Annotated in this window: 25 protein-coding genes; 12 read left to right on the forward strand and 13 right to left on the reverse strand. The window is 73.5% G+C overall.

The features are described 5' to 3' along the window. The first annotated feature begins 17 nt into the window (after positions 1-17). Both PSR1_RS02345 and PSR1_RS02350 read left to right on the forward strand, forming a co-directional pair. On the forward strand, positions 18-461 hold the full coding sequence (locus PSR1_RS02345) for an ACT domain-containing protein (protein ID WP_059436038.1): 444 nt from the start codon (positions 18-20) through the stop codon (positions 459-461). A 3-nt stretch (positions 462-464) separates the two neighbouring features. Beyond that, the gene (locus tag PSR1_RS02350) at positions 465-1,790 is read left to right on the forward strand and encodes a phenylacetate--CoA ligase family protein (protein WP_059436039.1); all 1,326 of its coding nucleotides are present in this window, start codon (positions 465-467) and stop codon (positions 1,788-1,790) included. A 107-nt stretch (positions 1,791-1,897) separates the two neighbouring features. On the opposite strand, the gene PSR1_RS02355 is transcribed toward PSR1_RS02350, so the two are convergent. Genes PSR1_RS02355 through PSR1_RS02360 form a run of 3 tightly spaced genes read right to left on the reverse strand, consistent with a single transcriptional unit; the run spans position 1,898 to position 4,975 of the window. After that, positions 1,898-3,154: a hypothetical protein gene (locus PSR1_RS02355; RefSeq protein ID WP_059436040.1), complete on the reverse strand. Its 1,257-nt coding sequence runs from the start codon at positions 3,152-3,154 to the stop codon at positions 1,898-1,900. A 44-nt stretch (positions 3,155-3,198) separates the two neighbouring features. After that, on the reverse strand, positions 3,199-3,360 hold the full coding sequence (locus PSR1_RS24145) for a symporter small accessory protein (RefSeq protein ID WP_193388334.1): 162 nt from the start codon (positions 3,358-3,360) through the stop codon (positions 3,199-3,201). After that, on the reverse strand, positions 3,344-4,975 hold the full coding sequence (locus PSR1_RS02360) for a sodium:solute symporter (protein WP_059436041.1): 1,632 nt from the start codon (positions 4,973-4,975) through the stop codon (positions 3,344-3,346). The genes PSR1_RS24145 and PSR1_RS02360 overlap by 17 nt, the downstream gene beginning before the upstream one ends. A gap of 276 nt (positions 4,976-5,251) precedes the next feature. Between PSR1_RS02360 and PSR1_RS02365 the strand changes: the two genes are divergently transcribed. Further along, positions 5,252-8,215 (forward strand): hypothetical protein, encoded by a 2,964-nt coding sequence (locus PSR1_RS02365; RefSeq protein WP_059436042.1) that lies wholly within the window; start codon positions 5,252-5,254, stop codon positions 8,213-8,215. Between the two features lie 13 nt (positions 8,216-8,228). Continuing rightward, positions 8,229-9,452, forward strand: a complete 1,224-nt coding sequence (locus PSR1_RS02370; RefSeq protein ID WP_059436043.1) for an OmpP1/FadL family transporter — start codon at positions 8,229-8,231, stop codon at positions 9,450-9,452. A gap of 90 nt (positions 9,453-9,542) precedes the next feature. Here PSR1_RS02370 and PSR1_RS02375 read toward each other — a convergent pair whose 3' ends face one another. Continuing rightward, a complete protein-coding gene (locus PSR1_RS02375) occupies positions 9,543-10,565 on the reverse strand; it encodes an SDR family oxidoreductase (RefSeq protein ID WP_059436044.1) in 1,023 nt (340 codons plus the stop codon). 268 nt (positions 10,566-10,833) lie between these two features. On the opposite strand from PSR1_RS02375, the gene PSR1_RS02380 reads away from it, so the two are divergent. Further along, the gene (locus PSR1_RS02380; protein ID WP_059436045.1) at positions 10,834-12,789 is read left to right on the forward strand and encodes a methyl-accepting chemotaxis protein; all 1,956 of its coding nucleotides are present in this window, start codon (positions 10,834-10,836) and stop codon (positions 12,787-12,789) included. Between the two features lie 76 nt (positions 12,790-12,865). Here PSR1_RS02380 and PSR1_RS02385 read toward each other — a convergent pair whose 3' ends face one another. Further along, a complete protein-coding gene (locus PSR1_RS02385) occupies positions 12,866-15,094 on the reverse strand; it encodes a cytochrome c3 family protein (protein WP_059436046.1) in 2,229 nt (742 codons plus the stop codon). A 172-nt stretch (positions 15,095-15,266) separates the two neighbouring features. Beyond that, positions 15,267-16,211 (reverse strand): LysR family transcriptional regulator, encoded by a 945-nt coding sequence (locus tag PSR1_RS02390; protein ID WP_059436047.1) that lies wholly within the window; start codon positions 16,209-16,211, stop codon positions 15,267-15,269. Between the two features lie 79 nt (positions 16,212-16,290). On the opposite strand from PSR1_RS02390, the gene PSR1_RS02395 reads away from it, so the two are divergent. After that, entirely contained in the window at positions 16,291-17,280 is a 990-nt protein-coding gene (locus PSR1_RS02395) for an NAD-dependent epimerase/dehydratase family protein (protein ID WP_059436048.1), read from the forward strand. A 50-nt stretch (positions 17,281-17,330) separates the two neighbouring features. Continuing rightward, on the forward strand, positions 17,331-17,876 hold the full coding sequence (locus tag PSR1_RS02400; protein ID WP_059436049.1) for a hypothetical protein: 546 nt from the start codon (positions 17,331-17,333) through the stop codon (positions 17,874-17,876). Here PSR1_RS02400 and proS read toward each other — a convergent pair. Then, positions 17,827-19,359 carry a proline--tRNA ligase gene (proS, locus tag PSR1_RS02405; RefSeq protein ID WP_059436050.1) on the reverse strand — a complete coding sequence of 511 codons (1,533 nt, stop codon included), beginning with the start codon at positions 19,357-19,359 and terminating at the stop codon, positions 17,827-17,829. The two genes, PSR1_RS02400 and proS, sit on opposite strands and share 50 nt — an antisense overlap. 263 nt (positions 19,360-19,622) lie before the next feature. Between proS and PSR1_RS02410 the strand changes: the two genes are divergently transcribed. Next, positions 19,623-20,504 (forward strand): SGNH/GDSL hydrolase family protein, encoded by an 882-nt coding sequence (locus PSR1_RS02410; protein WP_152643281.1) that lies wholly within the window; start codon positions 19,623-19,625, stop codon positions 20,502-20,504. On the opposite strand, the gene PSR1_RS02415 is transcribed toward PSR1_RS02410, so the two are convergent. Further along, complete coding sequence (locus PSR1_RS02415) at positions 20,452-21,363, reverse strand: helix-turn-helix transcriptional regulator (protein ID WP_237757792.1); 912 nt, start codon at positions 21,361-21,363, stop codon at positions 20,452-20,454. The genes PSR1_RS02410 and PSR1_RS02415 overlap by 53 nt on opposite strands. 40 nt (positions 21,364-21,403) lie before the next feature. Between PSR1_RS02415 and PSR1_RS02420 the strand changes: the two genes are divergently transcribed. After that, positions 21,404-21,793: a VOC family protein gene (locus tag PSR1_RS02420; protein ID WP_059436053.1), complete on the forward strand. Its 390-nt coding sequence runs from the start codon at positions 21,404-21,406 to the stop codon at positions 21,791-21,793. On the opposite strand, the gene PSR1_RS02425 is transcribed toward PSR1_RS02420, so the two are convergent. Then, positions 21,778-22,206 carry a sensor histidine kinase KdpD gene (locus PSR1_RS02425; protein ID WP_237757793.1) on the reverse strand — a complete coding sequence of 143 codons (429 nt, stop codon included), beginning with the start codon at positions 22,204-22,206 and terminating at the stop codon, positions 21,778-21,780. The two genes, PSR1_RS02420 and PSR1_RS02425, sit on opposite strands and share 16 nt — an antisense overlap. 162 nt (positions 22,207-22,368) lie before the next feature. Next, a complete protein-coding gene (locus PSR1_RS02430) occupies positions 22,369-22,731 on the reverse strand; it encodes a hypothetical protein (protein WP_082100114.1) in 363 nt (120 codons plus the stop codon). Between the two features lie 305 nt (positions 22,732-23,036). On the opposite strand from PSR1_RS02430, the gene PSR1_RS02435 reads away from it, so the two are divergent. Then, positions 23,037-23,534 carry a hypothetical protein gene (locus tag PSR1_RS02435; protein WP_059436055.1) on the forward strand — a complete coding sequence of 166 codons (498 nt, stop codon included), beginning with the start codon at positions 23,037-23,039 and terminating at the stop codon, positions 23,532-23,534. Between the two features lie 262 nt (positions 23,535-23,796). On the opposite strand, the gene PSR1_RS02440 is transcribed toward PSR1_RS02435, so the two are convergent. The 3 genes from PSR1_RS02440 to PSR1_RS23310 form a co-directional block, all read right to left on the reverse strand. Then, positions 23,797-24,027, reverse strand: coding sequence for a hypothetical protein (locus PSR1_RS02440; RefSeq protein WP_059436056.1), 231 nt, complete (start codon positions 24,025-24,027; stop codon positions 23,797-23,799). A 99-nt stretch (positions 24,028-24,126) separates the two neighbouring features. Next, a complete protein-coding gene (locus PSR1_RS02445; protein ID WP_059436057.1) occupies positions 24,127-24,345 on the reverse strand; it encodes a hypothetical protein in 219 nt (72 codons plus the stop codon). Between the two features lie 5 nt (positions 24,346-24,350). Next, positions 24,351-24,746 (reverse strand): hypothetical protein, encoded by a 396-nt coding sequence (locus PSR1_RS23310; protein ID WP_082100115.1) that lies wholly within the window; start codon positions 24,744-24,746, stop codon positions 24,351-24,353. 60 nt (positions 24,747-24,806) lie between these two features. On the opposite strand from PSR1_RS23310, the gene PSR1_RS02450 reads away from it, so the two are divergent. Both PSR1_RS02450 and PSR1_RS02455 read left to right on the forward strand, forming a co-directional pair. Beyond that, complete coding sequence (locus PSR1_RS02450) at positions 24,807-25,247, forward strand: hypothetical protein (protein WP_059436058.1); 441 nt, start codon at positions 24,807-24,809, stop codon at positions 25,245-25,247. Then, on the forward strand, positions 25,244-26,668 hold the full coding sequence (locus tag PSR1_RS02455) for a helix-turn-helix transcriptional regulator (RefSeq protein WP_059436059.1): 1,425 nt from the start codon (positions 25,244-25,246) through the stop codon (positions 26,666-26,668). Before PSR1_RS02450 ends, PSR1_RS02455 begins: the two co-directional genes overlap by 4 nt. Positions 26,669-26,779 lie beyond the last annotated feature (111 nt).

Genomic DNA, 26,779 nt, shown 5'->3' on the forward strand with positions numbered 1-26,779 from the left:
CCGCACCGGAGGCCGGCATGAAGATCCGTCAGCTCTCGCTCTTCCTCGAGAACCGCCCCGGGCAGCTCCGGGTCCCGTGCCAGGTGCTGGGCGACGCCGGCATCGACATCCTCACCCTCTCGCTCGCCGACACGCAGCAGTTCGGCATCCTGCGCCTCATCGTGAAGGACCACGAGCGGGCGAAGCAGGTGCTCGAGAAGGCCGGCGTGGTCGTGAACGTCACCGACGTGCTGGCGGTGGACGTGCCGGACCGGCCGGGCGGCCTCGCCGAGGTGCTCCAGGGCTTCGAGGCCTGCGGCCTGGGCATCGAGTACATGTACGCGTACTCGGTGCGGAGCCGCGGCGAGCACGCCACGCTCGTCTTCCGCCTCTCGGATCCGGACCGGGCGGCGGCGCTCCTGCAGGCGCGCGGCGTCCGCCTGGTGGGCGCGGCCGAGCTGTTCGCGCGCGCGGGGGCCTAGCCGATGGCCCGCTTCGCGCTCGAGAACCGGATCCTCGATCCGGAGGAGACGCTCGACCGTGACGCGCTCGCCGCGCTCCAGGGCCGCCGCCTCGCCGACACCGTCCGCCGCGCCCGCGCGGTGCCCCGCTACCGCAAGGCGCTCGAGGCGCTCGGCGTCCGCGACGAGGACCTGCGCGGCCCGGCCGACGTGCGGCGCCTGCCGTTCACGGTGAAGGACGACCTCCGGCAGAGCTACCCGCTCGGCCTGCTGGCGGTGCCGCGCGAGCAGGTGGCGCGCATCCACGGCTCCTCCGGCACCACCGGCCGCCCCACCTTCGTCGCGTACACCCGCCGCGACCTCGAGACCTGGTCCGGCCTGGTGGCGCGGTTCCTGGTGGCGGGCGGGCTCCGCCCCGAGCACACCGTCCACGTCGCCTTCGGCTACGGCCTGTTCACCGGCGGCTTCGGCCTGCACTACGGCATCGAGCGGGTGGGCGCCGCGGTGGTCCCGTCCGGCGGCGGGAACACGCCGCGCCAGGTGCGGCTCATCTGCGACCTCTCCGCCGAGGTGCTCATCTGCACGCCGTCCTACGCGCTGCACGTGGGCGAGGTGGCGCGGGCCGAGGGCCTGAGGCCCGGCGACCTGCCGCTCCGCTACGGCCACTTCGGCGGCGAGCCCTGGACCGAGGAGATGCGCGGGGAGATCGAGCGCTCGCTCGGGATCCTCGCCTTCAACAACTACGGGCTGTCCGAGGTGATCGGGCCCGGCGTGGCCGGCGAGTGCCCGGCCCGCGACGGCATGCACGTCCAGGAGGACCACTTCATCGTCGAGTGCCTCGACCCGGTCACGCTCGAGCCGGTGCCGGACGGCGAGGTGGGCGAGCTCGTGTTCACCTCGCTCACCAAGGAGGCGATGCCGGTGCTGCGGTACCGCACCCGCGACCTCGCCGCGCTCGACCGCTCGCCGTGCCCCTGCGGCCGCACCGGCGTCCGCATGAGCCGGGTGCGCGGGCGCTCCGACGACATGCTCATCATCCGCGGCGTGAACGTGTTCCCGTCGCAGGTGGAGGAGGCGCTGCTCCGCGTCGAGGGCACCGCCCCGCACTACCTCATCGAGGTCTCGCGCCCCGGCGCGCTCGACGAGGTGGTGGTGAAGGTGGAGGTCCGGCCCGAGGACTTCCGCGACGAGATGCGCCAGATGGTGGAGCTGCGCGATCGCATCGACCGCGAGATCCACGCGGTCACCGGGATCCGGATGATCGTGGAGCTGGTGGCGCCGAACACGCTGGAGCGCTCCGCCGGCAAGGCCCGGCGGGTGCTCGACCACCGGAAGGTCGCGCCGGCCTGAGTCCGGCTCGCTCGCTCGTCCCTCGACGGGCTCAGGACGAGCGGATCCCGGTCCGCTCACCCTGAGCGTAGGCCGCGCCCCGGGCGCGGCCGGAGTCGAAGGGTCGCTCAGAACGCGTACAAGGAGCCCACCTCGAGCTGCGTGCTCTCGCGCCGGGCGCCGTCGAGCGTCTCCGTGGTGTAGAGCGTGCCCTCGAGCGACACCTTCCAGCGCGAGGTGAGCGCCAGGATGGCGCCGCCCGAGACCTGCTGGTTGCGCTCGATGGTGGTCGCCTCGCTGCCGGCCGGCAGGTCGGAGGTGCGCGGCTCCTCGATGCCGTAGCCGCCGAGGAGCTGCAGGACCGGGATGGGCGTCACCACCGCCTGCGCCCAGAACCCGCCGGTCCGCACCGGCGAGATGGCGTCGAGCTTCGCCGGATCGGTCGCGTTCTTCGTGGGCCGCACCACCGGCGCCACCGAGCCGTAGCCGCCCAGCACCTCGCCCATGAACGTGCCGCCCTGCACGACCAGGTACGGCACCTCGAGCCGGCCGTCGGCCGCCACGCCCCAGCCGGTGAGCCGCTCCTCGCGCGGCGCCGAGAGGCCGTCCAGCTTCCAGAGCTGCTGCCCGAAGCGGCCCGACGCGCCGAGCTCCAGCCACGACCTCCCGGCGCGCCGGAGCTGCAGCGCCACCCGGCCCTCCGCGTCCGGCACGCCGGCGCGCTCGCCCACGAGCTGGTTCTGCGAGGTCGCCTTGTCGCCGCTCGAGGCGAGCGCGGCGACGGCCGCGGTCACCCCGACGTCCTTGCCGCGGCCCGCCTCGGCGGTGAGCCGCACCTGCGGCGCGCGCCGGTACAGGTAGCCCGCGCCGGCGAAGCGGGGCAGCGCCACGTGCCCGAGGCTGGTCGCGAACCAGGGGCCGCCGAACAGCGACCAGGTCTGGCCCACGAGCAGCGTCAGGTTCCCGCGCGCGCAGGCTGCGGTGAGGTACGCGTGGCGCAGCCGGACCTGCGGCATCGACGCGTCGGAGTTCACGTAGGTGCCCATGAAGTCGGCCTCGACGAGGCCCTTCAGCACCGCGCCCCCGAGCAGCCCGTCCACCGGCAGCCCCAGCGCGGCGCGCACCCGGCTCTGCCGCACCGTCATGCCCGCGGTGGAGTGCGCGGTCGTGGCCCACTGCGGCAGGTCGCTCGCGTTCAGGCCGCCGTCGCTCCAGTACGCGTTCGCGATGAGCCAGCCGGAGAGGTCCACCGTGACGCCCGGCTTCGGCGCCGGGGCCGGGGCCGGGGCGACCGGAGCCGGGGGCGGCGGCGTCTGCGCGTGCGCGGCGAGCGGCAGCGCGGCGAGGGCCGCGAGGGCGGCGAGGAGGCGGCGGATTCGGCGCATCGAGGGCTCCGTGGGACGGGGTCGGGCGGTGCGGGCGGATCGGATCAGAGGTCGTCGAGCTCGGCCTCGCCGGGCGGGTGGACCGGCGGGGGCAGGGGGGCGTCGTCGTCGTTCCAGTGGAGGAGGCCGTATCCCACGCACAGCGCCGCGCTCGCGAGCGTCAGCACGAACGCCGCCGTGACGCCGAGGTCACCGAAGCCCAGCATCGAGCCCTCCTTCCCGCGTCCGGGCCGTTGCGCCCGCCTCCGCGCCGGGCGCGGCGCGGCCGAGCAGCGAGCCCACCACCGTCACCAGCGACGAGACCGGCAGCGCCACCACGATGGGATCGACGAGCGCCCAGGTGGTCCCGGCGCCGAGGCTGGTCCGGCCGGTCAGCGCCTTCACCACGCCCAGCGCGGCCGACTCGCGCTCGTGCACGAACAGCACCCACAGCGCCCAGGCCGCGAACCCGGCCAGCATCCCGGCGATCACGCCCGCGCGGGTGGACCGGGCCCAGAACAGCGCCGAGACGAACGCGGGCAGGAACGTCGCGGCGCACATGCCGAAGAAGAGCGCGGTGGCGATGGCGATGACGCCGGGCCCGAGGTTCCAGGCGAGGAGCACCGTGCCGGCGAAGCCCGCCAGGATCCCGGCGCGCGCCAGCAGCACGGTGCGCTCGGCCCCGCCGCCCAGCCGGAACGCCTGCTCGTAGAGGTCGCGGCCGATGGCGGTGCCGATGGCGTGGAACTGCGCCGAGAGCGTGGACATCGCGGCGGCGAGCAGCGCCAGCATGAACAGGTAGGCGAACCACTCCGGCATGGCGGCCTGCGTGTAGAGCGGCATGAGCCGGTCCACGTTGGGCTTGCCGGTGGCCGGGTCGGTCATGATCGCGAGCGCGATCTTCCCGGTGCGCTGGAAGTACCAGAGGTTGGTGAGCGAGCCGACCACGTAAGCCACGCCGGCCATGAGCAGCAGGAACAGCCCGCCGGGCACGAGCGCGCGGTGCAGCTCGCGCCCGCTCTTCACGGTCATGAACCGGACGGTGAGCTGCGGCTGGGCGAGGACGCCGATACCGACGCCGAGGACGATGGTGGACACCATCTGCCACCAGAGCGGCGAGCCGGCCGCGGGCATGGCGGTCCAGCCGCGGTGGCCCTGCGCGCGCAGCGCCGGCGGGACCTTGTCGGCGAGATCGGTGAGCGCCTGGTGCGCGGAGAGCCCGCCCACCTGCGCGTAGGTGGCGACGAGCAGCACCAGCATGCCGCACACCATCAGCACCGCCTGGAACGCGTCGGTGTAGACGACGCCCTTCAGCCCGCCGAACAGCACGTAGCCGACGGTGATGACCGCGAACACGAACAGCGCCACCTGGTAGTCGAGCTGGAGCTGCACCTCGAGGAAGCGCGCGCCGCCGATGAGCACCGCGGCGGCATAGAGCGGCATGAGCAGCGCGATGGTCCCGCCGGCGAAGCCCTGGATGAAGCGCGAGCGGTAGCGGCGCCCGAGCAGCTCGGGGAACGTGTGCGCGTCGAGCGCGGCGCCCAGCCGCCGGGTCGGGCGGCCGAACACGACGAACGCGACGAACACGCCGAGCAGGATGTTGAGCATGGTGAGCCAGAGCAGGCCCATGCCCATGAGCGCGGCGACGCCCGCGAAGCCCACGATGGCGGAGGTGGAGATGAAGGTGGAGCCGTAGGCGAGCGCCATCAGCACCGGGTGGATCTCGCGACCGCCCACCAGGTAGTCGGCGGCGCTGCGCGTGCGGCGGTACCCGAGCCAGCCCAGGAAGGCGAGCACGGCGGCGTACGCGCCGACGGCGAGCGTGAGCAGCTCCAGGTTCACGCGTGACCCCCTCTGGTCAGGTGCAACGGGTACGGGGCGACCGAGCCCGCCATGGTAGCTGGCCCCGTGTGGGACTCCAAACGGCTTCCAAGGAGGGACGCGCCGCACCGACCGGGACGCGCGGTGCGGACGCATTGCGTCATGCTGATTTAGCCGATTGCGTCACGGATTGGACGCGTCCCGGCAATTCTTGACTTCTCAGTCAGCGGAGGGGAAACAGGATTGGTCCCTTTCCTCACCGAAACCCCGTTCCTCGCGCACCCGAGGAGGCCGCAGATGTCGCTTCGCCGCTACGGTCCCCCGCTGGCCCTCGTCTTCGTGTCGCTGCTCGCCTGCACCGACGTGAAGCAGGAGAAGCCGGCCCCGCAGCTCGTGATCGCCACCTTCGCGTCGCCGAACATCCCGACGCCCAACGACCTGGTCCTGCAGGCCGTGCCGACGCTCCCCGACAGCGCGCAGAAGGAGCTGCTCCAGTCCTTCATCGACGCGGGCGGGTTCCCGAGCGATCAGGAGGTCGCCATCACCATCCCGTTCCGGGCCGTGAGCTGGAACGGCAACGCCTACGTCGAGACGACCCCGCCGGACCTCGACCCCGCCACGGTCACGCCGTCCACGGTGGCGCTGCTCAAGGTGGACGGGGCCCCGCAGGCGGTCGAGTTCGAGGTGGGCAGCGCCACCGCGGGCCGCCTGGTGCTCCGCAAGAAGGCGGACACGAGCGGCAGCCGCCGCTTCGCGCCCGGCCGCTACGTCGTCGCGGTGCGCGGCGGCCCGTCCGGCGTGAAGACCACCGCCGCCCAGGGGGCGATGCCGGTGAACGCCGACCAGGCCATCGCCATCGCCGCCCAGAACAAGGACCTCACCGTCCACGAGAACCAGCCGCCCGGCCTGACGCCGCAGCTGATCGCCCAGCTCGAGGCGGTGCGCAAGACGCTGTGGAGCCCGCTCACGTGGACCGACGTCGGCGGCCGCTGGACGGCGTCCGTGGACACCAGCGTGACCCCGGCCTTCGCCGCGGTGGCGCCGACGTTCGCGCCCACCGAGGTCGCGGCCATCGCCACCTTCGGCATCGCGCCGGCCGCGGCCCAGCCGCTCACCGACTCGGGCTCCGGCCAGATCCCGCTGCCCTCGACGTTCCTGCTCGACGGCACCCGGCCCTCGAACGACCCGCCCACCCGCTTCTACGTGCGCAACGTCCCCGCGTTCGGCCCGGCCGCCGCCGGCCTCGCCACGCTGGACGGCTTCTCCACCACGGGCATGATGCTCGCGCCGCTCAGCGCGCCGGTCGCCGCCTCCACCGTGAACGCGCAGACGGTGCTCCTGTTCGAGCTCCCCGAGGGCGCGGGCGCGCCGCGCCGCATGCGCGACGTCGCCGCCGCGCTCGGCGCCGGCCAGCCCGCCACCGCCGAGTACCTGACGCAGCCGCCGGCGCTGAACCGCACCGTGCAGGTGGGCGGCGCGGACGTGGCGGTGACCACCGCCATCGGCCTGCAGCCCGGCGTGGCCGTGCCGGTGCCGGGCGTCGGCATCGTGCCCACGCCGCCGCTCAAGGAGAAGCGCAACTACGCGGTCGTCATCACCGACGGCGTGAAGGACCTCGCCGGCAACGCGCTGAAGCGCTCCACGCTCGGCAACATCCTCTTCACCTTCACCCACCCGCCCGCGGTGGACGGGGTCTCGCAGCTCTCCGGCGTGTCCAACGCCGACGCGACCGCGCTCGCCAACCTGCGGGCCGGGCTCGAGCCGCTCCTCGCCAACCTCGGCGCGCTCACCGCCGGCGCCGTCACCCGGGACAACGTGGTGATGGCGTACACGGTCCAGACGCAGACCGTCACCGACGTCTCGGTGGGCCTCTCGGCGCTGCCCTACCAGTCGCCCACCGCGTTCGTCGGCCAGGGCGTCGCCCCGCTCGACCTCGCCGCGCTCGGCTTCGACGCGCCCGCCCAGGCGGCGCTGTTCCCGGACGTCGGCGGGTTCCTCACCGCCATGGTGCCCACGGTGGACGCCATCAACCCGGCGAACGGCGCGCTCAACCCCGATCAGACCCAGTGGACGCCGAAGGCGATCCCGGCGGTGGTGGCCTACCCGTCCGACGCGGCCTGCACCACCGCGACCCCCTGCGTGCGCCCGCTGGTGGTCTTCCACCACGGCCTCTCCGGCGGCCGCCTCCAGATGCTCACGGTGGCGAACTCGCTCGCGCAGAAGGGCTTCGTCGTCGCGGCGATCGACGCGCCGTACCACGGCGATCGCGCGTTCTGCATGGAGAACTCGGAGTGCACCACCGACGGCACCGCCGACGGCGTGTGCACGCCGGACCAGGCCAAGGCCGGCCAGGGCGACGCGATCCCGCCGGGCACCTGCACCACCGGCCACCTGCGCGGCACCAACCTCAGCACCGTCGCGTCCGGGAACTACTTCATCTCGGGCAACTTCTTCCGCATCCGCGACGCCATCCGCCAGGACCACATCGACCAGGCCGCCCTGGTGCTCGCGGTGGCGCGGCCGCCCGCGCCGTTCCCGCAGCCGGCGCAGGATCCGCTGGCGGCGGCGCTGCTCCAGCGCGGCTTCGTGGTGAACCCGACCGCGGTCCACTACGAGGGCATCTCGCTCGGCGGCCTCGAGGGCGCGTCGATCCTCGCCACCAACCCGCGCTTCGCCCGCGGCGTGCTGAACGTGCCGGGCGGCACGCTGGTGGACATCTTCACGAACGCGCCCGCGTTCACCGCCTCGGTCAACGCGCTCTTCCTCTCGCTGGGCATCGATCGGTCGCAGATCCCCACCAACCCGACGGTCGCGTCGCGCTACCTGCAGACGCTCATCCTGGCGAAGTGGATCCTGGATCCGGCGGAGCCGCTCAACTACGCCGCGCACGCCCGCACCAAGCTCCCGAGCCCGCTGCTCGCCGCCCCGCCCGCGGGGATGGGCGGCACCGGCCTCGTCCACGCCACCACCGACGTGCTCGGCCAGCTCGCGAAGTGCGACCCGGTGGTGCCGAACGCGACCACGGTGGTGGGCGGGATCCCGCTGCCCTACGGCGACGAGCTGCTCTCGCTCGCCGGCGCGCCGAGCACGCTCTACGTCTCGGCCTCCGCCCCCAACAACTGCGTCCCGCACGGCGTGCTGAACGACACGTTCCTCACCGCCACCGGCGCCGGCACCACCATCGGCGGCCAGGTGCGCGACGACGCCGCGCAGTTCCTCCTCGACGTGACCGTGCCGGCCTCGCCGGCGACCCTGCCGTAACGAGGTGACGACCATGCGGAAGACCTTCCGGATCGCCTTCCTCGCCGTCCTCGCCGCCCCGGCCGTCGCGCTGGCCAGCGGGTTCGAGGTCATCAACGTCAACCCGCGCGACCTCGCGCTCTCGTCGTCCGGCGTGGCCGCCCAGGAGGACGCGGCGGCCACGTTCCAGAACCCGGCCGCGCTCTCCAAGCTCTCCGGGCTCAACCTGTCCCTGGCCGGCTCGATGCTGAGCCTGCGCACCAAGTGGACGGGCACCGACGCCTACCCGGGCAAGGAGACCACCAAGTTCGCGCCCACGCCGCCGGTGGCGATGTACGTCGCCTACGGCACGAAGCTCGCCGGGCGCGGCCTCGGCTTCGGCTTCGGCGTGGGCACGCCGGGCGGCGGGCAGATGAAGTGGGACGACCAGTGGGAGGGGCGCGGCCGCATCATCACCGTCGAGCGCCGCATGCTCGGGTTCTACCTGAACGGCGGCTACGAGATCGCGCCCTGGCTGCGCGTGGGCGGCGGCGCCATCTACTACGAGGGCATCCAGTACCTGAAGCAGGGCATCCAGCCGTTCCCGGACGCCTACGCCGAGCTCGACACCAAGGGCGGCGGCTTCGCCTACCAGCTCTCCGCCGAGGTGAAGCCGCTCGAGAACCTCACGCTCGGCTTCGACTACAAGCACAAGGGCACCATGCACATGAAGGGCGACGCGCACTTCCAGGTGCCGCCCTCGCTGGTGGGCCCGACCACGCAGGACCAGGACGTGAAGCAGGACCTCACGTTCCCGAACCGCATCGACACGGGCCTGGCCTGGCGGGTGGCGAAGCCGGTGCTGGTGACGCTGCAGTACTCCTGGTCGCGCTTCGTGGTCTACAACCAGGACCTGTTCGAGGGCGAGACGACGACCATCACGGTCCCGCGCGACTACCGCAACGGCAACGTCATCCGCGGCGGCGTCGAGTGGACCGCGCTCCCCAGCCTGCGGCTCCGCGCCGGCATGATGCGCGACTGGTCGGGCCTGCGCACGAACACGCTCTCGCCGACGCTCCCCGACTCGAACACCACCGGCTACTCGCTGGGCGCGGGCTGGGACGTGGGCGGCGACGTCGGCCTGAACGCGGCGGTGTTCTACGGCGACCGCGACAAGCAGACCGCGACCGGGACCACCGCGTTCCCGGGCAGCTACAAGACGGACATCTGGATCGTGGCGCTGGGCTTCACCTGGCGCACCGACCTCGGCCGCCGGTAGCTCCGCGGCCCGCCCCCCGACTCGAAGGCCCCCTCGCCTCGCGGCGGGGGGGCCTTCTCGCGTCAGGGGCCGGGCGCGGCCGGGCCGCGATCAGGCCGGCTCCTCGTTGTAGCGGCGAGCGGCCCGCTCGCCGAGCGCGGTCAGGATCGAGCGCGCCAGCCCGCGGCGGAACAGCTCGGCCGGGAGCGCGATCCCGTGGCGCGCCCCGGGGGCGGCGGTCGGCAGGAACCGGTTCACGAGGCCCAGCGTCGCCACGATCGCGCCGGGCATGATCGAGTGGGCGAGCCGGAGCAGGCGCGCCGGCAGCCCGATGATCACGAAGCGCTCGCCGTGCTCGATCGCGCGCACGATGCGCCGCGCCGCCCGCTCCGCCGAGACGGTGACGAGCGGGAGCGAGGCGAGCAGCGAGAACAGGCTCGCCTCGGCGTAGCGGCGCCCCTTCACCAGCGCGCGGCCGAAGGAGCCGGTGCGCATCAGCCCGGGCACCACCGTGATGACGTCGATGCCGTGCTTGGCCGCCTCGGCGCCGAGCGCCTCCGACCAGCCGCGCGCCGCGAACTTGGCGGCGTCGTACGGGGCGAGGTGCGGGATGCCCACCGCCGCGCCGATCGAGGTCACGTTCACGATGGTCCCGCGGCGGCGCGCGCGCATGCCCGGCAGCACCGCCTCGGCCGCGTGCAGCGGCCCGTAGAACAGCACGTCCATGGCGCGCCGGTAGTCCTCCACGGTCATGGCCTCGGCCGGGCCGACCTGGATGATGCCTGCGCTGTTCACGAGCAGGTCCACCGGGCCCAGGTTCTCCTCCACGTCGGCGACGAGCGTGCGCATCCCGTCCTCGTCGGTCACGTCGCCGGGGAGCGCGGTCGCTTCGATCCCCTCCTGCGCGAGGCCACCCCGCGCGCGCTCCAGCTCCTCCTCGTCGCGCGCGCAGAGGACGATCCGCATGCCGCGCCGCCCCAGCTCGCGGGCCACCACCAGGCCCAGGCCGCGCGAGCCGCCGGTGACGAGCGCCACCCCGCCGGCCAGCGGCGTGCGGCGGCGCAGCCGGCGCGAGGCCAGCCAGGCGCCCGCGGCGAGCGCGATGGTGAGCGACAGGGCGGTCGAACGGCGCATGGGCGATCCTCCCGCCGAACGTTGCACACGTCCGCCGCACGGCGCCGCGCGGCCGGGTGCCCGGCACCGCGGGGTCCGTCGCTTGCAGCCGGGCCCGGCGCCAGCACCGCGGCCCCGCTGCCCCGCACCCGGCGCCCCACGGGCCGCCGGGATCCGGCCGGGCGGCGGGTCGGCCGCCCGGGGCACGTCAGACCCCGGGTGCCCGCCGCACCTGTCGTTTCACCCGCTCGGGACCGGGCCAGCGACCGCCCGGCGAGGTCCACCCTGCATGCGCTCCGCCTCCCTCGCCACCAAGCTCGTCCTCACCATCGGCCTGGCCTTCGCGGTGGTCCTCGGGGGCTTCACCGCCGTCTCGGCGGCGTTCACCGTGCGCACGGTCGAGCAGCAGACCGCCGACGCGCTGCGCGGCCGGGTGGCGCTGGTGCGCGACATGGTCGCCGTCTACGACGCCAGCCTGGCCAGGGCCACCGCCGACCTGCTCCGCGTCTTCCGCGCCTCCTACCCGGAGGGCATCCGCACGGACCCGTCCCGCGCCGCGTACGTCGAGGGCGTGGCCCTCCCCGGCCTCGCCGCCGGCGACCGGATGGTGGACCTCGACTACCCCACCGTCGATCGCTTCACCGCGACGAGCGGCGCCGTCGCGACCGTGTTCGCTCGCGCCGGCGGCGACTTCGTGCGCATCACCACCTCGGTGCAGCGCGACGACGGCCGGCGGGCGGTGGGCACGTTCCTCGGCGCCGACCACCCGGCGCACCGGCACCTGCTCGATGGCGAGCCCTACACCGGCAAGGCCGTGCTGTTCGGCCGCGACTTCTTCACGCGCTACGAGCCCATCGTCCAGGATGGGAAGGTCATCGGCGCGCTCTTCGTGGGCGTGGACTTCACCGAGGGGCTCGCCGCGCTGCGCGAGCGCATCCGCGCGGTGCGCTCGGGCGACCAGGGCTACTTCTTCGTGGTGGACGCCTCGGCCGGCGCCGGGCGCAACCGGCTGCTCGTCCACCCCACCCGCGCCGGCGAGGCTGCGCCGGACGGGCTCGCGCCCGCGCTCGCCGCCGGGGGCGGCGGCGCCGAGGGGCTGCGCATCGCCGGCGCCGACGCGAAGGGCGCGGCGCGTCCGGAGATCGCGACGTGCCAGGCGTTCGAGCCGTGGCAGTGGCTGGTCTGCGGGGCGGTGCCGGAGGAGGAGCTGAAGCACGACGGGCGACGCCTGGGGCTCCTGCTGTCGGTGGGCGGCGCCGCGCTGGTGGCGGTGCTGGCCGGGCTCGCGCTCTGGCTGGTGCGGCGCCTGGTGCTCGAGCCGCTCGCGCGCACCGCGCGGTTCGCCGAGCGGGTGGCGGCCGGCGACCTCGCGAGCGAGCTCGAGGTGCGCGCGCGGGACGAGGTCGGCGCGCTGGGCGAGGCGCTGAACGAGATGGTGCGGGCCCTCCGCGCCGTCGTCGGCACGCTGCGCTCCGCCTCCGACGCGGTGGCCGAGGCTTGCCAGGCGCTGTCCGCCTCGACGGCGCAGATCGCCCAGGGCGCCTCGGAGCAGGCGGCCGGGGCCGAGACCGCCAGCGGCGCCACCACCGAGCTCGCCGCGCGGGTGCGCGACGTGGCCGGCGGCGCCAGCGAGACCGAGTCGCTCGCGGCCCGCTCGGCGGCGGCGGCGCAGGCCGGCGGCGAGGCGGTGCGGCGCGCAGTCGAGGCGGTCCGGGAGATCGCCGGGCGGACCGCGGTCATCGAGGAGATCGCCCACCAGACCAACCTGCTCGCCCTGAACGCCGCCATCGAGGCGGCGCGCAGCGGGGCGCACGGCCGGGGCTTCGCGGTGGTCGCGACCGAGATCCGGCGGCTGGCCGAGCGGAGCCGGGCCGCCGCGGCCGAGATCGGCGCGCTCGGCACCTCCACCGTGCAGGCGGCGCAGCTCGCCGGCGAGTCGCTCGACGCCGTGCTCCCGGACATCGCGCGCACCTCGGAGCTGGTGCGCGGCATGGCCGTCGCCACCGAGGAGATCTCCGCCGGCGCGCACGAGGTGACGGGCGCCATCGGCCAGCTCGACGCCGCCGTCCAGGCGAGCGCGTCCTCGTCCGAGGAGCTCGCCTCCACCGCCGCGCGGCTCGCCGAGGAGGCCGAGGCGCTGCGCCGCTCCGCCGCGTGGTTCCACACCGGGGAGGGCGAGCGCGGCGCCGCGCCCGCGGTCGCGCACCGCGCGCTCCCGGCGGCCGCGCCGGACCGGGCCGCCTAGGGCCGGCGGCCGTCCCGGGGCTCGCGGCGGGACCCGGGCCCCGGGGCGCACGAGGCGCCCCGGGACCTCGCCGTCCTCAGCACCACATGTCCCAGGCGAACGCGCCGAAGCTGCCCGGCGTGGACCAGCCCGACTCGTGGCCCGCCTGGTCGCGGACGCGCACGCGCCAGTAGTACATCCGCGGCGCGTACGGCCCGCACCAGTCCTGCGGGATGTTGAACAGCCGCGCCGGCACCTGGAGGGCGGGGCGCCCGCCCGAGGTGGTCGGCGTCCCGTTCACCCATCCCGTGCTGCCCACCGTGCTCCCCGGCACGCCCGGCCCCGTCAGCGAGCCGTTCTGCAGGTAGGTGAACGCGGCGTCGGAGGCGAGCTGGACCTCGTACTGGAGCACCGCGCCCGCCGGCGCCGTCACCGGGAACCAGACCAGCGGCACGGTCGCCTCGTACGTGCCCACCTCGAAGTTGGCGTCCACCGAGCCCAGGTCCGGGCTCGGCAGCGCGCCCTCGGCCGGGGTGGTGAAGGACTGCAGCGCGGTGTGCGTCACGTTCCGGAACACGTCGCTCGTGCGCACGCGCCAGACGTAGGTGGTCCCCGGCGTGAGGCCGGTGAGCTGGATCGAGTGCTGGAGCACGAACGCGTCGTCGCCGACGACGTGGCCGGCGGTGCCCACGCCGTACTCGACGTAGGAGGTGGCCTTCTCGCTGCTCGTCCAGGTGATGGTCGCCGTGGTCGCGGTCACGCCGCTCACGGTGGGCCCGGCCTGGAAGCGCGGGGCCACGTACTCGGTGGGCGGCGGCGCCCAGCCGTCGTGACAGTGCGTGCAGGCGCTCTGGGGCAGGCCGGTCGAGTACGGGTGGTTCGGCGGGTACGCGGGCGAGCTGACCTCCATCTGCTGGATGCCCTCGTGCCCGTGGCAGAAGAAGCACGCGGCGCCGTCCGGGGCCGGGTCCGCCGGGGCGCCCTCGAACCAGGAGTACGAGCCGTCGGTGACCCACCGCTCGCGGTGGCAGGCCTTGCACAGCTCGTGACGGTCACCCTGGTGGCAGGCGGTGCACAGCAGCTGCGCGCCCACGCCGGCGCGGTCGATGCTGCCCGGCGGGATGGCGACGCCGTTCACCTCGGCGGCGAGCAGGAAGGCGTTGTTGCTCGCGTGGAAGTCGTGGCAGCGCGCGCAGGCGATGGCGCCCTGGCCGCGCGCGTACGGCGCGAGCAGCGTGCCGCCGAAGCCGCGCGTCACGAAGGTGGTCGGGTAGCAGCTCGGGGCGGCGGGGTTGCTGCTGCAGGTGGAGTTCTGGATCGTGCCCTCGGGGCACGGCTGCCCGGTGAGCGGCGCGCCGACCGGGTTCCCGGCCGCGTCCAGCGGCTGCAGCGTGCAGATCCAGGCGAACGCGCCGGAGGTGCCGTTCGCGTACCACCAGCGCGGCGTGATGCGCAGCGCGCCGGGCTGGTCGGGCTGGTTCGGGGGGCAGGGGTACGCGCCGCGCCCCATGGTGCGCTGGCCGGTGGCGTCGAGCGGGTCGAACCGGCACGTGCCGGGCCGGTCGCCGTGGAAGTCGCCGGCCGCCAGGTCGTCCCAGCCGACCAGCAGCGGCGGCGTCTCGCCGGAGAGCGTCTGGCCCTGGCCGGCGTGGCAGCCGGTGCAGGTGACGGCCGCGCTGCCGCCGCCGCCGTCGACCAGGCGGACCTGGCCGCTCAGGTGCTGGGAGGTGTCGTGGCAGGACTGGCAGCTCGTCCCCGAGCTGCCGTCCGGCAGCGGGTGCGCCGAGAGCGCGGTCGCGGGATCGATCGCGCCCACGTCGGTGTGGCACGTCACGCACTGGAGCGGGCCGGCGGTCCAGGTGACGCCGTGCGGCTCCGCGCCGAGCGGCGCGTGGCAGCCGACCGAGCAGGTGGTGCCCGAGGCGTCGCTCACGATGGTGCCGTTCGCGCTGGTGGTGCCGCCCGGGAACGTGACCGGGTTCGCGAACCCGAGCGCGCCGCCGCACGGGTGGCACGCGACGCAGCCGATGCCGGACGCCGCGTGCTTGTCGTGCGCCGCCGAGCCGACGCACACCTCGCCCGCCACCGGGAGCGCCTGGGTGGTGAAGCGCGGCGGCAGCGGCGCGGGCGCGGGCTCGACGATCTTGCGCGGTGCCGCGTCGCCGGCCAGGGCCGACGCCCCCGGCGCCTCCTCCGGCCCGCAGCCGGAGCCCAGGACCGCGGCGAGCGCGACGGCGGTCGCGGTGATTGGATGAAGGCGAGACGAGCCGTTCGAGCGAGGCGCGTGGAGGCCGCCGCGCGGGTGGCGGTGCACCGGCTGGCGCATAGGTAGTCCCCCTGGGTAGGTCAGCCGGGGGTTTCCCCCAACCCCGCGGCTGCGATCACCCACGCTAGAGGACCGGCGGGCAGACGGACATGCGCTCGTTTGCCGCACCACGTCCGAGGACCGGGATGACCCGCGGTGCGCTTGCGGCGGCGTGCCGCGGGCGGCGCCCGGATCAAGCCGGGTCGCCGGGCGTCATCCCCAGCCGCCGCGCCTCCTCGAGGACGAAGTCCCACACCGCGGCCACCCGCGGCACCTCGCGGAGCGCCCGGTGGACCACCAGCCACAGGTCCCCGGCTCGCTCGGACGGCAGCTGGCGCCGGACCGCCGGCGAGAGCCGGACCTCCGCGAGGCCGCAGGCGAGCGCCATGTTGCGATCGGCGAGCACCAGCCCGACCCCGGCGCGCGCCGCGGCCATCTGCGTCCCCATGTGGCTGGTGCGGAGCGCGATCCGGTCCGGGGGCACGCGGTCGAGGATGCAGCGGGTGAGCTCGAGGTGGGCGAGGTCCTCGCCCCAGGTGATCCAGCGCGCGGCGTCGAGGCTGCGGAGCGTGCCGAGCGCGCGGGCCTGGCGCGGCGCCCCGAACACGCCGCCGGTGGCGGTGCCGAGCTTCCGCGCCAGGAGGTCGCCGGAGGCGGGGAGCACCCCGCGGACGGCGAGGTCCGCCTCGCGCCGGGTGAGGTCGGCGTAGCCGATGGTGGCGTCGATGGTCAGGCGCACGCCGGGGTGCGCCGCGAGCAGGCGCGGCAGCGCCGGCGCGAGCAGGTACTCGGCCACGCCCGGCGCCGCGGTGAGCCGCACCTCGCCCTCCGCCGCCTGCTCGCGCCCCTGGGCCGCCAGCGCCAGGGCGTTCGCGGCGCGCTCCATCGCCTCCGCGTGCGGCGCGAGCGACTCGGCCAGCGCGGTGGGGAGGACGCCGTCCGGGGTCCGGTCGAAGAGGCGCGCGCCGAGCGCCGCCTCGAGCGCGGCCAGGCGGCGGGAGACGGTGGAGGCGTTCACGCCCAGGCGCGCGCCCGCGCCGGAGAGCGAGCGCGCCTCGAGGAGCGCCCGGAGGACGCGGGCGTGATCCCAGTCGAGCGCGCCGGGCGGCGGGACGGGGGCGGGCGAGGGCCTTTGCATGCTCGCAAGGCTACCCGGCGGATTCGCCACGTGCACCGCGTTTTCGCGGGCCGTAGGTTTCCGCTCGAGAGGAACCCGCATGCCCCGTCCCGATCCGTTCGTCCCCCCCGAGCTCCACGTCGTGTTCGGCGCCGGCCAGGTCGGCCGCCGCCTCGCCACCGAGCTGCTTGCGCTCGGCCACTCGGTCCGCCTGGTGCGGCGTGGCCCGCCCGGCCCGGCGCTCCCGGGCCTGAGCTGGCTGAGCGGCGACGCCACCGACCCGCTGTTCGCGCGCGAGGCCTGCCGGGGGGCCGACGCGGTCTACGACTGCACCAACCCGCCCGACTACCACCGCTGGGACGAGCTGCTCCCCCCGCTCCGGCGCGGGATCCGCGACGCCGCCGCCCGCGCCGGCGCGCGCCTCGTCGCGCTCGACTGCCTCTACATGTACGGGCGGCCGGCCGCCTCGCCCTTCGACGAGGACACGCCGCTCGCGCCCTGCAGCCACAAGGGCGAGCTGCGCGCGCTCCTGGCGCGCGAGCTGCTCGAGGCGCACGCCCGCGGGGACCTGCGCGCGACCACCGGCCGCGCCTCCGACTTCTTCGGCCCGGGCGCCGGGGCGGCGGCGCTGCTCGGCGACCGGCTCGCCGCCCGGCTCCGCGCCGGGAGGCCGTTCGAGGTCTTCGGCGATCCCGACCTGCCCCACGCGTACTCGTTCGTCGCCGACGTGGCGCGCGGTCTCGCCGTGCTCGGCACGCACGACGCCGCGCCGGGGAGGGCGTGGCACCTGCCGGTCGCCTGGACCGGCACCACCCGCGGCCTGGTGGAGGCGGTCGGGGCCGCGCTCGGACGGCCCGCCCGGCTCCGCGCCGTGCCGGACTGGCTGCTGCGCGTGGGCGGCCTCCTCGACCCGACGCTCGGCGCCGCCGCCGAGATGACCTACCAGTGGAAGGTGCCGTACGTCCCGGACGACGGCCGCTTCCGCGCCGCGTTCGGCGTGGGGCCGACCCCGGCTGCCGACGCCGTGGCGGCGACGGCCCGGGCCATCCTGGAGGGCGAGACCCCCGAGCGGCGTCGTGACGCTGCGTGACCCCCGGAGAATGATGCGGCGGACGCACCCACCGCTCGGAGGAGCCGCCCTTGACCCTGCCGCCCCGCGCCGTCCCCGCCGCCGTCGTCGCCCTGCTCACCGCCTGCGCCGGCGCGCGCGACGCCCGCCGCGCCGGCGCGCCGCCGGAGGCGCTCACCGTCCGCGAGCTCACCGTGGTGGACGCGCAGGGCCGCCCGCGCCTGCGCATCGGCGCGCCGCTGCCGCCGCCCAAGGGCGCCGAGCGCCGCGCGGTGGACGCGGTCGGGATCCAGTTCATGGACCAGGACGGCTACGAGGTCGCCGGGCTCGCCATGCTCGAGCCGGTGGACATCCGCGGCCTGTGCTTCGACATCAAGGACGCGTACGAGGCGATGTGCGTCGGCCTGGTGAAGGGCGAGCCCAGCATCACCTTCCGCCACGACTGGAAGGAGCGGATCACGCTGGGCGTCGAGAAGGGCGTGGCGAGCATCGTGCTGCGCGACGCCCAGGGGGAGCCGCGCGTCCGCCTCGAGGTGGACCCGGACGGGAAGACGCGGGTCGAGGGCGTCAGTACGACTTCGCCCAGACCACCCGCTTCGGGCTCGGCCGCCCCGTGAACGGGCAGGTGCCGGGCTCGCCCGGCTCCAGCGGGATGCAGCGCACCGTGACGCCGAGATCCTCCTTGATGCGCGCCTCGACCGCCGGAGCGCCCCCGAAGTGCGCCAGCGCGAACCCGCCGTGGATGGGCGTCGGGTCGTTCGGGCGCCGGGTCGGCGGCGGCGTGAAGTACGCGTAGAACTCGTCCTTCGTGTCGATGACGCGCGTGTGCTCGGCGCGCATCGCCCGCGCGCGCTGGAGCAGCGCGTCCTGGATCTCCTGCAGGAGCGCCCCCACCCCGGCGACGAGCTCGGCCCGCGGCACGCTCTGCTTCTCGCGCGGCTTCCGGTCGCGGCGGCCCATGAACACCGCGCCCTTCTCGATGTCCTTCGGGCCGACCTCGAGGCGGATGGGCGTGCCCTTCTTGATCCACTCCCAGGACTTCTTCGCGCCCTGGACGTCGCGCGCGTCGAGGTGGACGCGCACCGGGGCGCCCGCGTAGCTCTGCGCCTCGAGCTCCCGCTTCAGCGCCGTGCACCACGCGAGCACCTGCTCGCGGACCTCCGGCTTCTGGATCACCGGGATGATCACCACCTGCTGCGGCGCGAGCCTCGGCGGGCAGACCATGCCGTCGTCGTCGCCGTGGGTCATGATCATGGCGCCGATCATCCGGGTCGAGAGCCCCCAGGACGTGGTCCAGGCGTGGGTGAGCGCGCCCTTCTCGTCCTGGAACTGGATCCCCGAGGCCTTCGCGAAGTTCTGGCCGAGGAAGTGCGAGGTGCCGGCCTGCAGCGCCTTGCGGTCCTGCATCATCGCCTCGATGCAGTAGGTGCGGACCGCGCCCGGGAAGCGCTCGCTCTCGGTCTTCTCGCCCTGGACGACCGGCAGCGCCATCCACTCCTCGGCGAAGCGGGCGTAGATCCCGAGCATCTGCATGGTCTCGTCGACCGCCTCCTGCTCGGTGGCGTGCGCGGTGTGGCCCTCCTGCCACAGGAACTCGGCCGTGCGCAGGAACATCCGGGTCCGCATCTCCCAGCGGACGACGTTCGCCCACTGGTTGATGAGCAGCGGCAGGTCGCGGTAGCTCTGCACCCAGCGCGCGAAGCTCTCGCCGATGATGGTCTCCGAGGTCGGCCGCACGATGAGCGGCTCCTCGAGCTCGCCCACGGGCACGAGCTTCCCGTCCCGCGCCTCCAGCCGGTGGTGGGTGACCACCGCGCACTCCTTCGCGAACCCCTCGACGTGCGCGGCCTCCTTCTCGAGCAAGGACAGCGGGATGAAGAGCGGGAAGTAGGCGTTCACGTGCCCGGTCGCCTTGAACATGCCGTCGAGCACGCGCTGCACGTGCTCCCAGAGCGCGTACCCCCACGGCTTGATCACCATGCAGCCGCGGACGCTCGAGCTCTCGGCGAGGTCGGCCGCCTTGATGACCTCCAGGTACCACTCGGAGAAATTCTCGGCCCGGGTCGGGCGGATGGCGGTCTCGCCGCTGGCGTTGCTCATGGTGGGGAACCTAGCGCGCCGCCGCGCCCGGGGCCACGTGGGACGCCGGGCGGTCGCACCCGGAGCGCGGCGCGCGCTGCCGGTGCGGGTCACGATCCGTGCGCTCCCGGCGGATGCGGCCGGCCCGCACCGCCCGTGGGAGGCGGCGCCGAGGCAGCACTCTCGGTGGGTCCGCTTGACCGCGGTCACCGATCTCGACGCTGCGTCGGTCCAGCCTCGCGGTGGACGCGCGCGTCACGCGCGCGCGCCCTCCGGGAGAGACCATGAGACGAATCGTGAACGCGCTCTGCGCGGTGGCGGCGGCATGGGCGCTCGGCTGCGGCGGCGGATCCGACGAGGCGCGCCTGGCGGCCGCGGCGGATGCGCTGGGGAAGGGGAACCCGCCCGTCTACCTCGCGCTCGGAGACTCCATCGCCTTCGGCTACAACCCGCTCGTCCTTCCGCCGCCGAACGACAACGTGTTCGACGCGACGGCCTACCCGTCGCACCTCGCCGCGATCCTCGACCTCCCGCTCGTGAGCGCAGCGTGCCCCGGGCAGACCTCCGCCGCCTTCATGTCGCTGGATGGCGTGGACAAGGACTGCTTCCAGTGGCGCTTCGAGCGGGGCTGGGACCTGCACGCCGATTACGCCGGCGCGCAGCTCGACTTCGCCCTCGACTTCCTCGCGAAGCACGACCGCGTGAAGCTCGTGACGCTCATGATCGGTTCCAACGATCTGCTCATGGTCGAGGATGCGTGCGCCGGCGACCCCGCCTGTATCGTCGCCGGGATCCCACCGGTGCTCGCGGCGCTCGGACAGAACCTCGCCCAGATCCTCGGCGCGATCCGGGGTGCGGGCTACGCCGGCCAGATCGTGGTGCCGCTCTACTACTCGCCCTACACGAGCGAGCTCTACCACCAGATCGTGCAGGCCCTCGACTACCTCACCATCGCGCCCGTCGCGGCCGCCTTCGGCGCCGACGTCGTGGACCTCTACGCCCTGTTCGTCGAGGCGAGCGCGCCGTACGGCGGCGATCCCTGCGCGGCCGGCCTCCTCAACCCGTTCCCCGGCGGCGGCTGCGACGTCCACCCGAACGCGGCCGGCGCCCAGCTCATCGCCGAGGCGATCGCCGAGGTCGTGCCGCCCTGGACCGGGAAGCCGTGATCCCCCGGGCGAGCGCCGCGCGCGCCGCCTCGTCCGCGGGGACGTACAGCACCACCCGGACGTCCTCCGGCTCCCCCTCCGGCGCGAAGGACGCGTAGAGGAGCTCGAGCGGCTCGCCGCCCGGGCCCGCCAGCCGCTTCCGCCGGAGGTGGGGATCGGCGAGGGCGTGGGCCTCCCATGCCCTCGCGAACTCCGGGCTGCGCGCCGCGAGGTCCGCCACGAACGCGTTCCAGTCCGGGTGCGCCACCAGGCGTCCGCCGCCCGCCCGGAACTGCGCCACCGCGGAGGACGCGACCGCCTCCCAGTCCAGGAAGCGGCTGCGCCAGCCCGGATCGAGGAACAGGCGCACCAGCACGTTGTCGGTGACGCCCGGGATCGGATCGAACGGTCCGAGCGCGGCCCGGGCTGCCGCGTTGGCGTGGAGCACGTCCCAGCGGCCGTTGACCACGTACGCGGGCGCGTCCCCGAGGCCGTCCACCATCGCGCGCAGCGCCGGCGAGGCCTGCGCGGTCCGCCGCCAGCGCGGCGCGGCGGTCGCCACCGCCTCGGCGAGGCGAGAGAGGTGCGCCGCCTCCGCCTCGCCGAGCCGCAGCGCGCGGGCGATCGCGCGCACCGTCCGCCGCGAGGTGCGCACCGGCCGTCCCTGCTCGAGCCACGTGTACCAGGTGATGCTGATGCCCGCCGCGACCGCGACCTCCTCGCGGCGGAGTCCCGTGACGCGGCGGCGGACGGCACCCGCGACCGCCAGCGCCGGGCGCGACCGCATGCGGCGCAGGAAGTCGCCGAGCGCGCGGGCGGCGAGGGTGGTGGCGCCACCACCCGCATCCGCGGCCACCTTCTTCACGACGCTCGCCGGCATCACCATCCCGCCTCCACCACGCCGTCCCCGAGGTGCACCGATGACCGCGCTCCAGACCATCCGCCAGCTCGACTACACCGTCCTGTTCGCCCGCGACCCCGAGCGCATGCGCCGATTCTACGCGGAGGTGATGGGTTTCCCCATCGCGCGCGAGCTCGGGCCCGGCTGGGTGGAGTTCCGCGTCGGCTCCAACCTGCTCGTGCTCACGCAGCGCGGCGGCCTGTTCGACGATCCGCCCACACCCGAGGGCGCGCTGTCCGTCCAGCTCGCGTTCCGCGTGGCGCCCTCCGCGGTGGACGCGTGCGCCGAGGAGCTGCGCCGCCTCGCGGTGCCCATCGCGTCGCCGCCGACGGATCAGCCGTGGGGTCACCGCACGCTGTTCTTCCGCGATCCCGACGGCAACGTGCTCGAGGTCTACGCGGACCTGTGAGCGGCGGGCGCCCGGTCGGCGCCCTTCGGCGACTCGCCGGCCGCCGCGCGCGGGAGCTCGAACCAGAAGGTGGCTCCCTGGCCCGGTTCCGAGCGGACGCCGACCCGTCCGCCGTGCGCCTCGGCGAGCCGCTTGACCGTGGCGAGCCCCAGGCCGAGCCCGGGCACGTCCCAGGCGCCGCGGACGTACGGCTCGAAGACACGATCGCCCAGGTCCGGCGGGAGCCCGGGACCGTCGTCCTCGACCTCCACGTGGATCGCGGCGGCGTCCGTGGACGATCGGACCACGACGCGCCCACCGCGGCGCGCGTACTTGACGGCGTTCTCCACCGGGTTGCCCACCGAGCGCCGCGGCCTCGATCTCGAAGCTCCCAGGTGGTGGCGCGCCTCCGCGAGGCACTTGATGGTCGGCATCGCGTCGCGGGCGATCTCGTCGGAGGCGACGTCGATCTCGCGGATGTGCGCAGGCGTTCGAGGCTGGCCGCCCTTCGAGGCGACCCGCGCGCGGCGGCTCGACAGGTGGGAGGGCGATGGCCCGCGCGTCCCCGACGACTGCAACGCCTCGCGGCGGGGGGATCAGCGCGCGTCGGTCCAGTCGCCGGTCTCGACGCGGTACAGCGTCATCGCCTGCGGATCGACGGCCACCACGCGGAGCCGCGCGCAGAGGTGCTCCACGGTCGCCCGGTCCACGCGCCGGATCGTGACGAAGCGGACCTGCCCGTCCGGCTCCGGCGTCAGCTGCAGCTCGGCGCCACCCTCGGCGGCCTGCCAGCCGCCGAACCAGGTCGACTCGTGCTGCGTCCACGCCACGTCGCGCAGCAGGTCGTCGAGCCGCTGCTTCACCTCCGCGACCGATCCGAGCGCCGGCGGCGACGTGGCCGGCCAGGCGCGCATCGGGCCGTCGGCGGGCGCGCGGAAGACGGTGTAGTCGTAGCTCACGTTCGAGTCTCGGTGTTCGCAGCGGGCCAGGCCGGCCGGGCCCCACACCCGACATACAGCTTGGCGTCCCTTCCGCGCTGCGTGCAAGCGCGGTCCCGACGTGGAGCGCGACGCCTACACCGCCCGCACACCGAACCAAGGGCGACGAGCCCTGACGTGCCCGCGCCTCACGAAGCGTGGCGGTTCCTCCACACGCCGCGCCCCTGCTCGCCGTTTCCCCCGGGATCTCGCGGCCCGCCAGCCTGGTACGCGGCTCGCATCCTGCCGTCACGTGCCCACGGGGCGGGGGCACCAGGAGGTTCGCCATGAACTCGACGTTCGATGCGATGCCGGCTCCGCGCCCTCGCGCGCTCGTCCTCCACCCGGACGTCTCGATGCGCGCCGAGCTGGGCTGGGCGCTCGGCTCCCGGGACATGGCCTCCCTCTCCGCCGCCGACGGCGCCAGCGGCCTCGCGCTCCTGCTCGAGGAGCTCCTCGCGCTCGACGCGCTGGTGGTGAAGCTCGACCTGCCGGGCCGCGACGCCCGCGCTTTCGCCGACCTCGTCCGCCGCGCCGGCGGCGAGCAGGACCTCGCCATCGTGGTCCTCGCGAGCGAGCCCAGCCCGTCGCTCTGCGCCGAGCTCGCCGCGCTCGGCGTGGACGCGGTGGTGGACCCGCGCCTCGGGCCGGACGCGGTGGCCGACGCGGTCTTCGAGGCGGTGGAAGCACGCCGCGCGGGCGCTGCGATCGAGCTGCGCCCGCCGCGCCCGCGGTGCCGTTCGCGCGGCTCGGAGCGGCTGGACGCGTTCAGCACCGCGGCGTGATCCGGCGGCCCGTCCCCCGCGCATCGACGCCGAAGACCAGACGGCCCGCCAGACCTTGCGATCTGGCGGGCCGAGATGTTCGAGCGAGTTGGTGTGCCTGGGGCCGGAATCGAACCAGCGACACGGGGATTTTCAGGCTTGGTGCGGGAGCGCAAGGCCCCGGAATCGCTCGCAGCGGTAGCGACGAAGGCCGGCGGTGTAGCACCGGCGTAACAGCGATCCGGGTCCGTGCGGTTGGCGTTCTACGCGCCGACCACGTTGGTTAGTAGAATTCGATCTCGCCGGGGCTGATGCGGCGACGATCATATCGGCCGGTCGAATAAGACGAGTGCTCAGCCGCAAGCGCGTCGATCAGCGTGCTCGTCCCCGTGACGGCCACGCGCCATTCGGTCCGCTCGCCGCCTTGCGAAACCGTGACGGTCATGTCCTTATTGTGATGGCCCTCCTTCTGCTTGATGAGCTTGGCGAGATCCTCCGCGTGGGTCTTCAACATGGACTCTCCTCGTCCTCGGCCGGCGGGAAACGGTACGCCTGAGTAAGGCGAGGGTCAGTTCGAAGAAGACTGTCCTCACCCGTCGCAGGTTTGGTCCTGCTACTGACCTGTCTGGACCCAGCGACTCAGCCGCGCGTCGGCGACGCGCGCCACGATATCAGCGACGCGCTCCCGGTCCTCTGATGCGATGCCGACTGCCTCGACTGCATCAACGAGTCGTCCCCACATCACCGCGGAGTGCTCGGGATGACCCGCGCGCACGTAGTCGAGGGCTGCTTGCGCGAGGCTTTCGATGGCCTGCTTTCTGTCGTGCTGCATGCGTTTCACCTCCTCGTCGCGCCCGCACCTCCAGACGCTCCCCCTAAAGATTGTGATTCGTCGAGAAGCTCCCGCCCGCAGGACGACGGGTTACATCTAACTGCGTGACAACTGGGGTTTTCGCGGCGTCTCGAATCTCTCTTTGGCAGTCGTGGCCAAGCAGACGTCGCCGTGCACCCGCGACCTAAGCGCGGCCCGTCCTTCGTAACTGGGGTCCGATAGCCGCGGTCTACCGGCTCGCTCTCGATCGGCAGGACCCCGAAGACGCACTCGTGCATCCGCCGCAGCGGCACGCGGCGCGTGAATCGCTCCAGCGCCTCCATGCCGAGCGCGGCGCGGAGCGCCAGCGCCCGCTTCTCTGACAGACCATGGTGACCTGGGAAGCGAGAGAGCGGAGGCACGCCCCATCAGGGCGCCTCTGAACACTTGATCAGACGCCGACACAACGATACTGTTGTGTCGTGCCGATTCCGGAATTCGACGCGGAAGGGAAGTTGCCTCCCGGCATCCATGATGCGGGCTGGGCGGAGTTTTCCGCTCGGTACGGGCTGACGGGGCACCGGCGGAAGCTTCTTAAGGGACTTCGCGCGGCCCTCGTGTCGCTGAAGTCCGCCGGGTGCAAGACCGTCTACGTGGACGGCAGCTTCGTAACGGAAAAGCAGCACCCCAAGGACTTCGATGCCTGCTGGGAGGAGGCGGGTGTCGATCCGACGCGACTAGACCCGGTCTTGCTCGACTTCGACAACTCCCGAGCAAGGCAAAAGGCGACCTTCTACGGCGAGTTGTTCCCCGCCTCATTCCTCGCCGACATCAAGTCCCCGTTTCTAGAGTTCTTCCAAACCACCTTCGACGGTCACGCGAAAGGGATCGTGCGGCTCGACCTCACGAGGTGGCAACCATGATTCGTAACGAGCGCGAGTACAGGATCACGCAGGCCCACGCTGCCCAGTTCAGCAAGTCCTTGGCTGAAGCCGAAGCGACGACAGACGCATCGGTGCACCCGCTCATCAGGAAGGCGCAGCGCGATGCTCTGCGCAGTCAGCTTAAAGACCTGCGTCGCGACCTTGCCGAGTACGAGGCGCTTCAGGAAGGGAAGTATCCGGTTCTTGAACTCTCCTCGATGGAGGAGCTCCCCCGCGCTCTCATCAAGGCACGGATCGCTGCACACCTGACGCAGAAGGATCTCGCGGAACGCCTGAAGATTGCCGAGCAGCAGGTTCAGCGCTACGAGGCGACCGAATACGCGACTGCGAACCTTGCCAGGATCATGGAAGTCGTCCGCGCTCTCGGTGTGAAGATCCGCGAGGACGTGTTCCTGCCAAACGTTGACGTGTCCCCCAAAGCGCTTCTGAACCGCCTTATCAGCGCAGGGATGGATCGAAAGTTCGTGGTTCGCCGCCTCTTCGGCGAAGAGAACGACCCCGATTCGGCGGATACCAGCCTCGCTCTGAAGGCCGCCTCTCTCGTTCAGAAAATCTTCGGCTGGGGTGTGTCCGAACTGTTCGGAGGGACTGGACCGCTTGCGCTCCCCCGTGCTGCAGCTGTCGGCAAGTTCAAACTACCTTCGAACGCGCAGGAGAGGCGCACAGTATTCCTCGCAGCGTACGCCAAGTACCTCGCTGGCGTGGCGCTGTCTGCAACTGCGACCGCGCCGCGGCCGATCCCGCGCGATGCAGAAGAGTTTCGTCGTGCAGTGATCGAGAAAGCCGGAGACGTGACACTCCACGGCGTTCTCAGCTTCTTGTGGGACCGGGGGGTTCCGGTTGTCCCGCTCGCTGAGACAGGAGCGTTCTACGGGGCGTGCTGGCGCATCAATGGACGGAACACGATCGTCTTGAAGCAGCGAACCGCGTCCGAGGCCCGCTGGATCCACGACCTCCTGCACGAGGCGTATCATGCGGGTGAAGACTCGAAGGTGCTCGACTTCGAAACGCTCGACCAAGATCCCGAACCGGCGAAGCGGCGAGAGGACCCCGAGGAGGATGACGCAACCGCGTTCGCCGCGGACGTCCTGCTTGCCGGACGAGCTGAGGACTTGGTTGCGGAATGTGTCCGTGATGCTTCCGGGAAGATCTCGCTGATGAAGGCAGTCGTTCCACGTGTCGCGGAACGCAACGGCGTCCCTGTGGGCGCTCTGGCGAACTACCTTGCGTGGCGCCTCTCGCTTCAGGGGTTCAACTGGTGGGGTGCGGCCACAAACCTCCAGAATGCTGATGAGGATCCCTGGCGAACTACCCGGGCGTTCCTGATGTCGAAGCTGGACTGGTCCAAGATCGGCGAACGGGACAGAGAGCTATTGTCCAGGGCGCTCGAGGAGGCATGAGCGGTGACACTCCCGTCAACACTCGAACCGCTTGCGGTGTCGTGCACGTCGTCCGACTGCGAAAACGGGCTCCACTGCTTCCTTCAGAAGCGCAGAGGCGCAGATGGAAGA

Origin of the sequence: Anaeromyxobacter sp. PSR-1 (assembly GCF_000964525.1) — a bacterium.
Lineage (GTDB): Bacteria > Myxococcota > Myxococcia > Myxococcales > Anaeromyxobacteraceae > Anaeromyxobacter.